Consider the following 14,660-nt stretch of genomic DNA (forward strand, 5'->3'; position numbering starts at 1 on the left):
ATATTAAAACGGCATGCGAATGCATGCCGTTGCGGTACGTGTCAGTTTGATCAGAACTTATAACCAAACTTCACGTTGAAGTGACGAGGCAGTTCAGGCAAGACGATTTGGCTGCCGAACAGGTCAGGGAAGTTCGCGCGGAAGTAGCGCTCATCCGTTAAGTTTTTAACAGTGAAGTTAATATCCCACTGCTCTGTCTGGTATGACAGACCTGCGTTCACCAGCGTGTAGGCTGGCAACATCACTGAACCTGAGAAACCGGAAGGTGCTTCATCTGCATCAATGATGCTGACACTGCTGGCAAAACCATTCTGGAAGTCATAGGTGGCTGTCAGTGTGTAGATGTTATCCGGAATACCGGCTTTCTTGGCTTTCGGGTTGCTTGTACCTTCACCAACCAGGTTCAGGCCGATAACGTTACCACCCAGTACCAGTGAAGGATCTTCCAGACCGGTGAGATCTTCCAGGCCCAGGAAGCCAAACTGGCTGCCATTTTCACGGGCAGTCAGGTTGATAACTTCAACATTGGTGTAACCGGCAGAAACAACCAGGTTTTCATTGACTACCCAGCGCAGTTCTAACTCGACACCTTCGTTGTGAGTTGTCGCATTTGTTACGATGGCCTGGCTGTTGTAGTCAGTACGTTCCTGCTCATATACAGATAATGCAAAATACAGGCTGTCGTCCAGGAATGAACCTTTAATACCGTATTCGAACAGATCTGACGTGTCAAATGCACCACTGCCATCAGCATTGTTGAGCTGGCCCACGGTAATTTCAGCACCCTGACCGGCAACCAGTGTCGCCTGTTCAGCCACAGTAATGTACGGGATCAGGCCCCATGGGGTAGTGTATGAGATACTGGTGTTCCAGGATACGCCATCAACGGTTTCTTCCTCATACACCGGTGTGCCTTCGTTTCCTTCAAGGCGGGCGCCCGGCAGTAACAGATCCTGTCGTGAAGTAGATTCAATATCGATGGTATCGTAACGCAGACCCAATACGATGTTCAGACCGAAGTCCCAGGTCAGGTCTGTCATTGCTGCAAAACCTAAGTCCAGGTAGTTACCTTCGTCATAGTTGTCGTAGTTCATGCCACTGCGGGTTGCCAGTAAACGGCGGTCCAGTGCAGAAGACGGCATGGTCAGATCGCGACGGTTGAAATATTCATAAGTGAAATCATCACCGTGCAGGAAGTCGGTATAGCGGATTGAAGGCGATACCTGGAACTGTGCAAGCAGTGAGTTGGTTTCATATTCCGTAGAGAATACTACTTTGTCTTCAATTACCCAGCTGTCGTGGAATTGAGAGAAACCGTAGGCATTTTCGTTGATGTTGTCATAGCCGTCGTAGAAAAACTGGTTCTTAATTTCCCAGCTGTCAGCGTAATAGATAACATCGAAATAGAAGGTGTTGGCTTCATTGACCAGCTGGTCGTCAGGCGCTACCAGCGTTTGTGAACCACTTAGTGTGGTAGTACCCACGTTTTCCAGCGCCATCAACTCTGTGGCTTCTGAATCAGTGAAAGAAGCTGCCGGTACATAGAAGAAGCTGTTACCCGCCAGATTCACTGCGCCGTATTCTTCATGGGAGATAGAACCGTCACCGTCTGTATCCAGAGGTTGAGCAGTACCGGTAATATAAGTACCGTTGTCTACCAGTTCCTGAGTCAGGCGGTTCCAGCCTGCTACCTGGTTACCATCGTACTTATGGTACATGCCACCGAATTCAACACGCAGATTATCAGTTAAATCAATGTTGAATGAAGCCTGCAGGATAGATTGATCAGTGGCTGAATTTTCGTAATAACTTCCTGAATTCTCAACTTCACCATATACGTAATAACCCATTTCTTTGCCTGCGATAGAAGCCGGACCGCCAACTTCAGCAGTTACAATGCTTTTATCCCATGTTCCGTGGGTATACGACATAGCGCCGGTAGGTGCATCCAGATACTGACCGGATGATGCACGGGCTGATTTAGGGTTAAAGTTCAGGTAACCACCAATTTTAGACGGGCCGTAGATAGGGGAAGCAGGACCACGAACAATATCGATACGGCTTGATGCACCGATAGGAGTCGGATAGTTACCCGGGTTATCAAGACGCTTCATGCCACGGAAATAAGCTTCACCCGGGTTACCACGCACATCCAGTGAACCTGCAACACCGAAGAATGACTGGGTGAATGTACCCGGTGCGAAGGCCACAAGTTCATCAATGTCTGACACATTGAAACGCTCCATTTGCTCAGAGCTGATGGTTGAAGCCGAACGCGGTGTCTCTAAAATTGATTTACCGAAACCGAATACGGCTTCAACGTCCTGGCCAGGTAAGCTGCCCAGTGAACCGGTCACTTCAATTTTTTCAACTTCTTCATCGGAGGGGGTATTTGCTTCCTGAGCAAATACCGACGCCGGGGCTAAAACCAGGCCAAATGCAATGGCTTTAGCAAGCGGAGATACCGCAAAAAGAGTGTGTTTCATGTTTTTCCTCTGTTTTAGTAATCAGCCTCTACGGGCGGCTTAAACGTTGCCAGACCAGCAGAAGCACATTAAGTGCCAATAAGTTGTCCGATTGGTCAAGAAGGTTTTTAAGTTTAAGTTATTGATTTTTATATTTATTTTATGGTTATTATTATTTTGGCAGAAAATTTATCGTGCAAATTGATTTCAGATGCGCTAATTTGCACCCTCATGGTGCGAAAGGCGCGTATTTTGCACCAGATCGGGACCTAATTTCTTTTGTTCTTTTGGTGAATTGTCAAAAACGTGTTTTTTTGGTAAGGGTTTGCCAGTTTCCGGCAAAATCAAATCTAGAAATACCGCAGTGATCCCCGCCATGGTGACCGGTGAGGCAACGATGTTTGCCAGCCATTCCGGAAAACCATTCGTCATCGCCGGTACCATCATCACTCCCATACCCATTCCCAGCGCCGACGCTGTTATCAAGCTGGTTCGTCTGTCCAGGGTTTGCTGCATCAGAATTTTCAGACCGCCCACTGCCACCATAGCGAACATGACCAGAGTGGCGCCGCCAAGCACGGCTTTAGGAATCGCCTGAAGAATACCGCCGATAACGGGAAAGATGCCGGACAGCAGATAGAAAATGCCGATAGCTATGCCGACGCGTCGGCTGGCAATTCCGGTTAACTGAATCACACCGTTATTCTGACCGAAAGTGGTATTAGGAAATGTGTTGAAGCAGGCTGCCAGCACTGAGTTTATGCCATCACCCAATATGCCGCCCTGAATACGTTTGATATAGACCGGGCCTTTAATAGGTTGGTTACAAAATACGCTGTTAGCCGTGAGATCGCCGGCGGTTTCCAGCGCACTGAACAGGTATATTAATGCAACGGGCAGGAACAGGCTGAAGTCGAAAGCAATACCGTATTGAAAGGGAGCCGGAAACGCCAGAACGGGCAGGTCTGACAAATGAGCAAATGAGACATTGCCAAAGCTCCACGCACACAAAGTGCCCAGCGCCATGCTGATAAAAATGGCACTTAGCCGCAGCCATAAGTTTGATGATGCATTAAGGAAAATGATGATGAACAGCACGGATAAACCAAGACCAACATGGTTGAGCTGACCGAAATCAGTTGCACCGAAACCGCCGGCAAGGTCTGTCATGCCTACTTTAATCAGCGACAAGCCGATAGATGTAATCACAATGCCGGTGATGACCGGGCTCAGCAGACGTTTAAGACGGTGTATAAAAAAGCTTAAGCCCACCTCTACCAGCGCGCCGGCCATAGAAATGCCCATCAGCATAGCCATTACATCATCGTCGCTGCCCCCGCGGCTGCGCACTGTTGTGCCGGCCAGTATAAGCGCACTGACAAAAGCAAAACTGGTGCCCTGAACGGCAACCAGTCCGCTGCCGATGCAGCCAATTCGTTTGGTCTGGATCACCGTTCCCAGGCCAGAGACAAACAACGCCATACTGACCAGAAACGGGATGTGTGATTCTAAACCCAGTGCAGCGGCGATAATCAGTGTGGGCGTAATAACCCCTACAAAGCTCGCCAGCACATGCTGAAATGCTGCCGTGGAGGTTTTCAGCAGGTTAGGGCGGTCTTCAAGACCATACAACAATTCAGGGTTTGCTGACACTGTCCTCTCCTTGAGGTGACGTGCATATTTGTGGTTCAAATTTACAAATGAACTGGCGGGGGGCGGCATAGACGGGCAGAGCTTGCTGACTGATGACTTTTTTCTCAAATGCATCCAGATGCTCGTTTAGACGGCTAAGCAGAGGTGTCTTTTCTTCATCTGTCAGGAAACTGAACTGAACAGAGTTATTTACCAGAACACGCAGTTCCTGCCATGAAAGGTTAAACTGAGACACGGCGACATAGAATTCATCGGTGAGCGTTGAATCCCACATACCACGGTCATCCGTTGATAAGGCAACCGGAATACCGGTGCGGAGATATTCGGCGAAGGGGTGCTCGCTGTACTGGCTTACATATTCAAGTAAAAAATTCGAAATCAGATTAATTTCAATCAGGTAAGGACCGTGGCGCATCAATAGCAGGGTGTCCGGATCGGTAATGGTATTTAAACCGTGGCCAATTCTGTCAGCGCCCAGTAAGAGCGTATCGCGGACATGGCGGTTAGGTTCATCCACTTCACCGGCATGAATTGAGAGGGGGATAGCAGGATACTGTTGGCGCAGTGCCCGGAAGACAGACAGGAAACGCAGGGGGTAGCCTTTGTCGTTGTCTTCACGGCCGACAAGGTTAATGCCTCTGTAGATATCCCGGTGAGCGTCGACAAATGCGTAAAGCGACTTCAGGGTGTCTTCAGCGTCGGGCAGAAAGCGCAGCAGCGCATACTGGAATTTCACTGTCACGCCGGTTTTGACAGCCCGTTCACTGCTAAGGGCTGCCTGCATAATGGCTAAAGCCTCTTCGGCAGAATAGCCGGTCCCGTCGGGTTTGAGCATGCCGTGCACGCCGGCCTGCGTTTCCAGATACTGCACATTTTCTCTGGCATAGGCTTCCATGTTCAGCAGCAATAATTCACTGATCAGAACAGGATTGCGGGTCAGATCATTTAACCGTTGCCAGTGGGTCTGAAAGAACTCATCACGGCCTTCACCATCTTTATCCAGTCGCAGGCTGTCGAGGAAAGCTTCTTTCTGACTGGCGGTTAATGCAGCAAGGGGCGTATAACCTTTCTTTTCGCATTCACTGAGGGATGCGAAAGTTGATGCCTGTATGGTTTTAAACAGTAGGTAAGGGGATGCCGGCGAAAAGGCATTGGCGTCGAAGCCATCACATAATGTCAGACGGGTGCGGGTGAAGTACTCATAGCCACCGTTACGCTCAGTATCAGTCGCCAGTTCCCACCACCACTCACTAAAAGCAGCGCCGGTGAGATGATGATGTAAATCGCCGCCTTTGGGCATGGCATGAAGAAAGCGGTAAAGTTCTGCGGGCGTAGCGGTTTGTTTAAAATTTCTGAACCAGTTGTTCATGTCCGCAGGGAACGATTGCGCAAAAGACAGGCTTGCCTGCAGAAGAATAATCAGACAAAAAACAATGTGATAAGAACGACGAAACACAGTAGCAAATTCTCGGGTAATTGAGCGTTAATTTGCATGACAGGATTGCAATAAACTGACCAAGTGGTCATGTTATGGTGTAAGTTTTTATCTCATTGAAAAATATAAGTAAATTTTTTATTTAATAAGTCAATTCAGGTAAAGGGGGAAATGCATAGAAAACGTGTGCACTTGTTTGGTGAATTTGCTCTTCTTTGGGGAGTTTGCTCTACTTTGGACATGTAAAGGCGTTGCAGGGCGGAAATAATAAAGCCCCGGCTCGATTTCACTTCTTTGCGCGGGGCCCGGCGATTAATAATCCGTTGATCAGAATGTCACATGATCCGGCAGGGTGACAAAAATAGAATGGCGTACTTCGTTGTACATAGCGCGGCTGCAATGGCCTTCACCTTCTGTATCTTCCAGCAGCAGTACATCGCCTGCACCGAAAACATGGCGCTCACCGTTGGAGACTTTAAATTCTGCGCGACCTTTGATGATAAACAGCAGTTGCCGCGCAGGGGCAGGGTGCCATTTAAAATCGTAATCGGCGGGGGTTTCCCTGAAAATCACAGTACCGGCGTCAAAACGTTCAGATAAAAGGCCAATGGGGCCACCGTCTGACAATGGTATTTCCACTTCTCCAAAGTGACTTTTCCCTTCTTCATCATTATAGATACGTTTAATAATCATCGTCACTCCAACGTGGTTTACGGTCAAAAAATCTTAGTTTGCTAAATGCTTAATGGTTGCATGTAACGCTGCAAGCGCCACTGCCACATCCTCTGTTAAAATGGACTCCCCGGGATGATGGCTTATCCCTTTTTCGCAGCGTAAAAACATCATGGCAACAGGACACATAAGGGCCATTGCCATGGCATCGTGTCCGGCACCGGATGGCAGAGAAAAGGGGGGGATCCCGCATTCACCGATGGCCGTTTTTAAAATGGACTGCAACCGGTGATCGCAATGCACGGCGCCGGCACTATGGGTTTGCTCGACATGCAGAGTCAGTTTTCTGCGGGCAGCAATCTGATTAAATTGCTGCATGATTTGTTCCAGCACAGCATCACGGTGGCTGTCGTCTTCACTGCGGATATCCAGTGAAAAACGGGTATTCCCTGATATAACGTTTACGCCATTCGGGCGGTTTTCAATTTTTCCAACCGTCGCGACAACGCCGTGAGTCCTGGCCTGACTTTCAACGGCCAGAATCATTTCACTGGTAGCTGCCAGCGCGTCCAGCCGCATGTTCATAGGCACGGTACCGGCATGACCCGCCATACCGGTAACATCAATATTGAATCTGCGGGCACCGGATATAGCGGTTACCACACCTACCGGCAGATTGGCACTTTCCAGCACCGGCCCCTGTTCAATGTGCAGCTCCAGATAACCCAGCGGGCGGCTGGCGGTAATGTCTGCCTGCTTCACTTTGTCGAAATCCAGTCCGAAAGACCGGAGAGCATCCGGCAGGCTCAGGCCATTTTCGTCTTTAAGCTTCGACCAGGAGTCCGGCCATTGTCCTGTAAGTGCCCGGCTCCCCAGTAACGTAGAACCGAAACGGGTGCCTTCCTCATCGCCGAAACCGACTATGTCGAGGTGAAACGGCAGTGAGAATTGTGTGCCCTGAAGCATTTGCACAATGGCAACAGGCGCAATGACACCCAGCATGCCATCGTATTTGCCGCCATTTGGAACGGTATCCAGATGACTGCCGATAATAAACCGGGGCGCATCGGGGACTGAACTTTCCAGTCGCCCCCATAAGTTGCCGGCGGCATCCTGCCAGGTAATCATGCCGGCTTCACTCATCCAGGTGGCAACAAGCCGGTTTGCCTGCTGGTGTTCGGCTGTCAGATAACGTCTGTCAAGGTAGTCTGGTGACTGACTGATTTGCCCGAGTTCGTCCAGTCTGGCCATCACAAGTTGTGCAAGACTCTGATATTCAGACATGTTGCTGACCTGCATAAACGTCCATGGCTGCGTCTACCGCGGCGCCCGGCTGCAGGGCAAATCCGGCACGGCGAAGTACGGTTTCTAAAGACTGAAGAGTGTGATAGACCGCATCTTCACGGGCGTTATAGCCCATTGTACCGATACGCCATATTTTGCCTTTCAGAGGGCCGAAACTGGTGCCAATCTCAATATTAAAGGTGTTAAGCAACGTATGTCTTATCCCTTCGCCATCCACGTTGTCAGGAATGGTCACGCCGACGACATTGGTCATTTTGTTTTTCAAATCACCAAAAGGCTTCAGAGACATTGCCAGTACGCCGGCCAGCATGGCGTTACCCGCCAGTTGATGGCGTTTAAGCACCTGATCCTGTCCTTCTTCCAGCAAATTCACAGCGCATTCGCGGGCACAAAAGAGCATTGATGCTGCTTCAGTATGGTGATTCAGGCGTTCTTCCCCCCAATAATCCATGATCATAGGCAGGTCGAAATAGTTAGAACGGATCCTGGAGCCGCTGGCCGCCTGATGATGACTGTCCCGTATTCCGGCTTCAACGTGGTGACGCTTGCGCACGCAGGCTACGTATTTTTCACTCAGCGTCACAGGTGCACTGCCACTCGGGCCGCCTAAACATTTTTGCAGTCCCACTGATACCGCATCCAGACCCCAGGCGTCAGTCTCGAAAGGGTTGCCGCCAATGGATGCTGTGGCGTCACTGTAGAACAGTACATCGTATTTCCGGCAAATTTCACCTAAATGCTCCAGAGGCTGTAACATCGTTGTGGATGTATCGCCTTGCACTATTGCCAGTACTTTCGGGCGGACTTCACGAATCGCTGCTTCAATTTGTTCAGGTTCAAACACCGTGCCCCAGGGCGTTTCGATAGTATGAACTTCCGCGCCGGCCCGCTCTGCAATTTCAGCCAGTAAGTGGCCGAAGCGGCCAAATACCGGCACCAGCACCTTATCACCGGGTTCGATACAGGACACCAGAACAGCCTCAATACCGGCCCGTGACGTACCGTCAACTAACAGCGTTTGTTTATTTCGGGTATTAAACACCTGCCGGTACAAGGCCATCACTTCGTTCATGTAGCCTGTCATCACAGGGTCATACTGACCCACCAGTTGGGTAGACATGGCCTGCAATACACGCGGATAGCAGTTTATCGGGCCGGGGCCCATGAGTAAGCGGGGAGGGAGAGACAACGGTTTCATAGGAATTCCTGGATGAGCGTCTGCGCGAGCATGCGCACGCCGGTGATGATAAGAACAAGGGCAAAGACTTTTTTAAGCATTGCAGGATTGAGTTTGTTCGCGATGCCTGCGCCTACAGGTGCAAACAACACAGTAAGGGGAACAATACAGGCAAAGCCCAGAAGGTTAACCAGCCCGAAAGTGGCAAATGGTGCGTCTGCAGGGCGTTCACCCGCAATCAACATAGTTAACGCTGCGGGGAGAGAAATGATCAGTCCTACGGCTGCGGCTGTTCCTACCGCACGGTGAGCGGGATAGTTACAAAATGTCAGTGTGGGAACAGTTAACGTACCTCCTCCGATGCCAACCATGCTGCTGAAAAAGCCGATACAGGTAGCCATAATACTTTGACCGCCCTTACCGGGCAGCGATTGTGCGATGGCATTTTTCTTACCAATCAGCATGTTCAGCGCCGACAGGGTAGCGATGATACCGAACATCATGGCAAGCCATTTTCCGTCGGTTTTTGTCACCAGATAGCTGCCGGCCAGTACACCAAGTAATATGAAAATTGCCCAGTGTTTAAGTAACTCAAAGTCGACATTGCCTTTCCTGTTATGGGCCATAATTGAACTGACCGATGTAGGAACAATGGTGGCCAGTGATGTGGCCGTTGCCACAATCATGGCAGTATCAGCGCTTATTCCCAGGGCCTGATAAAGAAAAAACAACACCGGTACGATGACAATGCCCCCTCCGACACCCAGTAACCCGGCCAGTAGTCCGGCGAAAACACCGGTGCCCATCATGGCCAAAATAATGGTTAAATTTTCACTGATAAATGCCATTTTTATATTTCTCCCTGACCGGCAGATGCCGTTGAAACAGATTACGCCGTGGCAAAGGCTTTACCGTCACTACGGGGATCGGTGGCCGCTTGTGTACTGCCGTCAGGATATCTGACAACTGCGCCGGCATGACCCATCAGTTCGTTACAGGCTTCAACAACAACCATGTCATGTCCCCTGGACCGTAATGCTTCGCCCACATAGTCGTTGACGTCACGTTCAACTTTCAGATTATGGCTCACATCACCCCAGGTCCGGCCCAGCAGCCAGCGACCCAGTGCAATGGATTTATCCAGCGGCTGATTGTGATAAACGTGACGGGCAAACAGCGCTGCCTGGGTTTGCGGTTGCCCTTCGCCTCCCATGGTGCCGTAACTGATGCGCCGGCCATCGTTGAGCTCTGCATAGGCAGGGTTCAGCGTATGGAAAGGGGTCAGTCCCGGTTGCAGATACTGGTGACTGGAGGCATCCAGAGAAAATGACGTCCCGCGGTTATTCCATACTATTCCTGTCGACGGACTGACTACACCGCTGCCGAATTCCCAGTAAAGGGACTGAATGTAACTTACCATCCGGCCCTCGCTGTCACACGCGCCCATCCAGATGGTGTCGCCGGGAATGGCCGGATGTGGCCAGGCCTGTGCACTTCCCAGTTGAATATGCCGTTGCATATCTTGTAGTGATTCCGGCGAAAGCAAACTTTGCAAGTCAACGCTGAGACGGCTTGGATCGGTGACATAGCGGTTTCGTTTGATGAAAGCTTGTTTGGTACATTCAATCAGTAAATGCACCATGTCGGCATCATCAGAACCTTGCTGCCAAACCCTGTCGTACAACGCCAGAATGAGTAACGAAGCAATACCCTGTGTAGGCGCTGGCAGGTTGTATAACGTACCTTTAGAGGTGGTGACACTCAGGGGCTCAACCAGCCTGGCTTCATAGCTGTGAAAGTCTTCAAGGGTGACCGGAGAACCTGCAGCCTGCAAATCGGCAGCCAGTTTTTCTGCGGTTTCACCCCGGTAAAAATCGTCGAGACCGGCTTCAGCCAGATGCTTTAAGGTTTCAGCCAGTTTCGGCAATTTAACTATCTTGCCTTTCTTAAGGGCCTTCTCCTTAATCAGAAACTGGTCGAAAGCCGGATCGCCGGCGAGTGTGTCAAAGGTTTTGAAGCTGGCATCACTCAGACTTTGAGTGACTTCAATGCCCCAGCTTGCCTGATTGACAGCTGTGTCTAACAGGGTGCCAAGTGGTAAAGGCGTTTGCCATTGTGCGCTGATTTCAAGCGCTTTCTGCCAGCCTGATACAGCGCCTGCCATAGTCAGTGCCGCTTTACCTCCACGTTCAGGGATGGCGTTCAGCCCTTTATAAAACGCCGGCGTTGCATGCTTTGCCGCAATGCCTGCTGCATCAATGCCTACCGGCGCTTTGCCGGGTTCGCTGATCAACCAGAAACCATCACCGCCTAAGCCGTTCATATGAGGGTATTCAACGGCAACAGAGGCGGCAGCCGCTACCATAGCTTCAATCGCTGTGCCTCCTTTTTCAAGGATGGCATTCCCCACCTGCGCTGCAGCATAGTGAGGGGCAGTGAATCCGCTCATTGTATTTTTAGTCATTATTGTTGTTTTCCTGATAATAGGGTACGGGCAATCTTCAGCAGTTGCCTGTCACTTCCCCGCGGGCCCAGAAGAGAAAGGCCACAGGGAGCATTGTGTAAACTGAACAGAGGCAGGTGTAACTGGGGACATCCGCTTAAACCTGCCAGGGATGTCAGTGAGAGTAGCTGGTTTCTGTATCCGGCTAATGATTCCGCCGGTGAAGATATTAGCGGACTGATGCCGGGGGTTGTCGGCATCACCAGAATGCGGTTTGAAACCACCTCTGAAAACCAGGCATTGAACGCCTCTCTGCGCTGTTTCGCTTCATCAACTTCATGGCTGGTTAACGCAGCACAACTATTCAGACGCAATTGAATGTCCGATGCGATGTCCGGCCGGTTATTACTCAGCCAGTGTCCGTGTTGTTGCCAGATTTCATGGCCCTGGATGACTCTGAATGTTTCACCGGTCTGCCAGACTTCTGTGGTCAGTTCGCACGGCGGCATAAACAATTCAGCATGCAGTGAAGCCTGTGTTTCATACCACTGCAGAATGGCTTCTTTATGCCCGCAACGGTCCGTCAGGTTGGTTACCAGACTTAGTGGTAGTGTCTCAGTGTCCTGGAGGTGGGGGAGCAACACCGCAACGGTGTTTTCAAGGGTTGTCAGATCCCTGGTCATCACACCTACGGTGTCAAAGGATGGCGCCAGCGCCACCATGTGGTCAGTGCTTATTTCACCGTGTGTAGGACGTAATCCAAATAAACCCTGATAGCTGGCCGGAACGCGAATGGAGCCGCCGGTGTCAGTACCGAGCCCGATATCTGCAAGATACAGGCTGACTGCTGTGGCTGAACCGGAACTGGAACCACCGGGCAGCCGGTCCGGAGCCGCCGGGTTCTCCGGTGTACCATAATGCTTATTTTGTCCGTTCAGACTGTAAGCCAGCTCGTCTGTAAGCGTTTTGCCCACAAACCTGGCACCATGCCGAATTAAGTCAGTTACCACCGGCGACGTTGCTAAAGGAAGAGGGTGGCTGCTCAGCCAGTCCGGATTGCCTGCAGATGTGGGAAGCCCTGCCATATGGAAAAGATCCTTAACGGCAAGTCGATAGCTGGCAAGAGGCACAGCGGTATTATTCTGTATGCACAGTGGTGCACCTGACTTTTGCGGTAAAGTCATAAACGGGTTTGTTGTGGTATGCATGACTGGAACGGTCGGATTGCGTTGTTCTATGAAACAATCGTTTCACCAATCTGTCAATAGAAACAAATGCTTTTTTCCACATGTTTTCAAATTGATGGCGAATATTTTTGTTATGAATTTGTAAAATTATGCTGCGCTGCAGTATGTTTGACACTTATGTTCACACTGGAGTGGCATAGGAATTACAAATGATCCGTCCGTTTATACGGTTTCATTCAGGAGTGAAGCACATGGCATTAAAAAAAGGTTTTAAGTCGTTACTGGAAGACGCCTCAGCGCGCATCGGAACCATAAGCCCTGCGCAGGCAAATGAAACTGTGTACAAAGCGGACGTTGTACTGGTGGATATTCGTGACGTCAGAGAACTTGAGCGGGAAGGGCAGATCCCGGGAGCCATTCACGCTCCCCGCGGTATGCTGGAGTTTTGGGTCGACCCGGACAGTCCATATTACAAACCGGTATTCGGTGGTGGTAAGCGCTTTGTTTTGTATTGTCAGTCGGGATGGCGTTCTACACTGGCAACAGCAACTTTGATGGATATGGGGTTTGAAGATGTCGTCCACATTGAAGGCGGCTTCGATGCATGGAAAGTGGCCGGTTTACCGGTGGAACCTTATACCCGTTAAAGGGAAGCCGGATACAGCAGAATGAAATCTGTTGTATCCGGATTGCGTTACGTCAGGCTTCGATGAAGTGCTGGCTAAGAAATGCTTTTTCTTCTTTGGTCGATTTGCGCTTCAGCGCTTTATTGCGTTGCGGATAGCGGCCAAATTTCAGCAATAAATCCCGGTGTTCCTGCTCGTATTCAAATTCCAGCTCCAGACCGTCTATATTGAACAGTTCCATGGCCATGTCATGAATAGCCAGTGATTCGGAATGCATAAAGGGCATGAATAAAAAGGTTTTCTGAGCCACGGTAAGTGCTTTATCCGCTTCTACTCTCAACGCTTCCTGGGACAGGGCCAGCGCCATACTGTCGCAAGCGAAAGCGCGGGCATCGTTACGGTAGATGTTACGTGAGAACTGATCCAGTACAATAATTTCGGCCAGTCTGCCTGACGGTGTTGCACGCCAGGGCCATAATTCACTGTTTGCGGCTGCGTTGTGAACTTTCCCGAACCTGGACCGGATTAAATTATCTAAGCCTTCATCTGCACGGAACCACTGTTCTGATTCCAGCTCGTTGAACCAGAAAGCGAGAACACTGGAAGCTTCTTCCAAAGGGATAATTGATGTTTGCATGTTACTCCTGTTTATCACGTCCGTTGTGCGCAGGTAATTGCCAGTTGTCCTTACACTGTTCAAATGCGGCCGGCACCGCCTTATCAGACCAGTAATTTGTATACTGTCATAAAGGTCAAAAAACAATCAATTTAAAATGACGATTTTTTTACGTATTTAGTCGCATTTTAGTTCGACTACTGAAAACGCATTAAGGTTCAAGCTCGTCGAGATTATCGTACATACTGGCAATGCGGGCGGCGCGTTTTACAGCTTTATCACCCAACCTTTCAAATACTCTGTTAGCGAGAAATGAGATCAGGCTCATAGGTGCTGCATAGCTGTCGAAGGCATGTTGCTGGCCGGGATGGCAAACCAGCAGATGAGACACTTTCTGGTTATACACCTGGCCCGTGGGGTCGGTGATCAAAACGGTGGTGTGGGCATTCAGCGCGTCTACAATCCGGGAGAATATACGGGTGCGTCTGCGAAAGCCCAACAAGATCACCACTTCATTTTCCGGAATATCAATAAGATCTTCACCCAGCGACTGGCCGGGTTGAGGCAAAAGCCTTACTGTGCTGCGTACCTGTTTCAGTTGCTGTCTGAAATGCAGCGCCAGCGGGTAAGCGTTCCTGTAACCTATCAGCGTGATTCGTTCAGAATCAGCCAGCAACGACACTACCTGATCCACCGTGTCCGGTTTCAGTCCGTCGAAGGTCATGGCTAAATTGCGGATTTCCTGTTGATAATGATCCGGCTGATTTTCGTCCAGCGGTAATGGCAGGCCTTTTTCACGCATCGACAGCATGGCGTCTTTCACGTCCTGGTGAGACTCAAACCCTAGCTGACGGAAAAAACGGCTGACGGTAGCTTTGGATGTGCCGCTGAGTCTGGCGATTTCAGCAGTACTTTTACTCACCAGTGCGATGGGATGTTGCTGAACGTAGGCAGCAATCTGCCTGGCTGAAGGCGACAGAGAAGGGTATTGCTGCTCAATCAGGCCTAATAAATCTTTTGGCGATGCCATTTAACCCGCTCTTTTCTAATCATTACCGGGACAAAGGTAATGCAAAATTGC

General features: G+C 50.1%; 12 protein-coding genes. 1 reads left to right on the forward strand and 11 read right to left on the reverse strand.

Features of this window, described 5'->3' with window-relative positions; genetic code table 11:
- Positions 1 to 50: 50 nt before the first annotated feature.
- The 9 genes from ACXAH4_RS09310 to ACXAH4_RS09350 form a co-directional block, all read right to left on the reverse strand.
- Positions 51 to 2,486 carry a TonB-dependent siderophore receptor gene (locus ACXAH4_RS09310; RefSeq protein WP_474844398.1) on the reverse strand — a complete coding sequence of 812 codons (2,436 nt, stop codon included), beginning with the start codon at positions 2,484 to 2,486 and terminating at the stop codon, positions 51 to 53.
- Between the two features lie 195 nt (positions 2,487 to 2,681).
- Complete coding sequence (locus ACXAH4_RS09315; RefSeq protein WP_474881633.1) at positions 2,682 to 4,118, reverse strand: uracil-xanthine permease family protein; 1,437 nt, start codon at positions 4,116 to 4,118, stop codon at positions 2,682 to 2,684.
- Positions 4,102 to 5,574, reverse strand: a complete 1,473-nt coding sequence (locus tag ACXAH4_RS09320; RefSeq protein ID WP_474881635.1) for an adenosine deaminase family protein — start codon at positions 5,572 to 5,574, stop codon at positions 4,102 to 4,104. Before ACXAH4_RS09320 ends, ACXAH4_RS09315 begins: the two co-directional genes overlap by 17 nt.
- Positions 5,575 to 5,880: 306 nt before the next feature.
- Positions 5,881 to 6,246 (reverse strand): AraC family ligand binding domain-containing protein, encoded by a 366-nt coding sequence (locus tag ACXAH4_RS09325; RefSeq protein WP_119501609.1) that lies wholly within the window; start codon positions 6,244 to 6,246, stop codon positions 5,881 to 5,883.
- A gap of 33 nt (positions 6,247 to 6,279) precedes the next feature.
- On the reverse strand, positions 6,280 to 7,509 hold the full coding sequence (locus ACXAH4_RS09330) for an allantoate amidohydrolase (protein ID WP_474881637.1): 1,230 nt from the start codon (positions 7,507 to 7,509) through the stop codon (positions 6,280 to 6,282).
- Positions 7,502 to 8,728, reverse strand: coding sequence for a pyridoxal-phosphate-dependent aminotransferase family protein (locus tag ACXAH4_RS09335; protein WP_474844394.1), 1,227 nt, complete (start codon positions 8,726 to 8,728; stop codon positions 7,502 to 7,504). Before ACXAH4_RS09335 ends, ACXAH4_RS09330 begins: the two co-directional genes overlap by 8 nt.
- Positions 8,725 to 9,555 carry a sulfite exporter TauE/SafE family protein gene (locus ACXAH4_RS09340; RefSeq protein ID WP_474844393.1) on the reverse strand — a complete coding sequence of 277 codons (831 nt, stop codon included), beginning with the start codon at positions 9,553 to 9,555 and terminating at the stop codon, positions 8,725 to 8,727. Before ACXAH4_RS09340 ends, ACXAH4_RS09335 begins: the two co-directional genes overlap by 4 nt.
- 41 nt (positions 9,556 to 9,596) lie before the next feature.
- Positions 9,597 to 11,171: a gamma-glutamyltransferase family protein gene (locus tag ACXAH4_RS09345; RefSeq protein WP_474881639.1), complete on the reverse strand. Its 1,575-nt coding sequence runs from the start codon at positions 11,169 to 11,171 to the stop codon at positions 9,597 to 9,599.
- Positions 11,171 to 12,358, reverse strand: a complete 1,188-nt coding sequence (locus ACXAH4_RS09350) for an amidase (RefSeq protein WP_474881641.1) — start codon at positions 12,356 to 12,358, stop codon at positions 11,171 to 11,173. Before ACXAH4_RS09350 ends, ACXAH4_RS09345 begins: the two co-directional genes overlap by 1 nt.
- A 230-nt stretch (positions 12,359 to 12,588) precedes the next feature.
- On the opposite strand from ACXAH4_RS09350, the gene ACXAH4_RS09355 reads away from it, so the two are divergent.
- A complete protein-coding gene (locus ACXAH4_RS09355; protein WP_474844390.1) occupies positions 12,589 to 12,984 on the forward strand; it encodes a rhodanese-like domain-containing protein in 396 nt (131 codons plus the stop codon).
- Between the two features lie 52 nt (positions 12,985 to 13,036).
- On the opposite strand, the gene ACXAH4_RS09360 is transcribed toward ACXAH4_RS09355, so the two are convergent.
- The gene (locus ACXAH4_RS09360) at positions 13,037 to 13,600 is read right to left on the reverse strand and encodes a DUF924 family protein (protein ID WP_119501602.1); all 564 of its coding nucleotides are present in this window, start codon (positions 13,598 to 13,600) and stop codon (positions 13,037 to 13,039) included.
- A 190-nt stretch (positions 13,601 to 13,790) separates the two neighbouring features.
- Positions 13,791 to 14,609 carry a MurR/RpiR family transcriptional regulator gene (locus ACXAH4_RS09365; RefSeq protein WP_474864033.1) on the reverse strand — a complete coding sequence of 273 codons (819 nt, stop codon included), beginning with the start codon at positions 14,607 to 14,609 and terminating at the stop codon, positions 13,791 to 13,793.
- Positions 14,610 to 14,660 lie beyond the last annotated feature (51 nt).

The organism is Alteromonas sp. ABV2_168 (genome assembly GCF_056161165.1).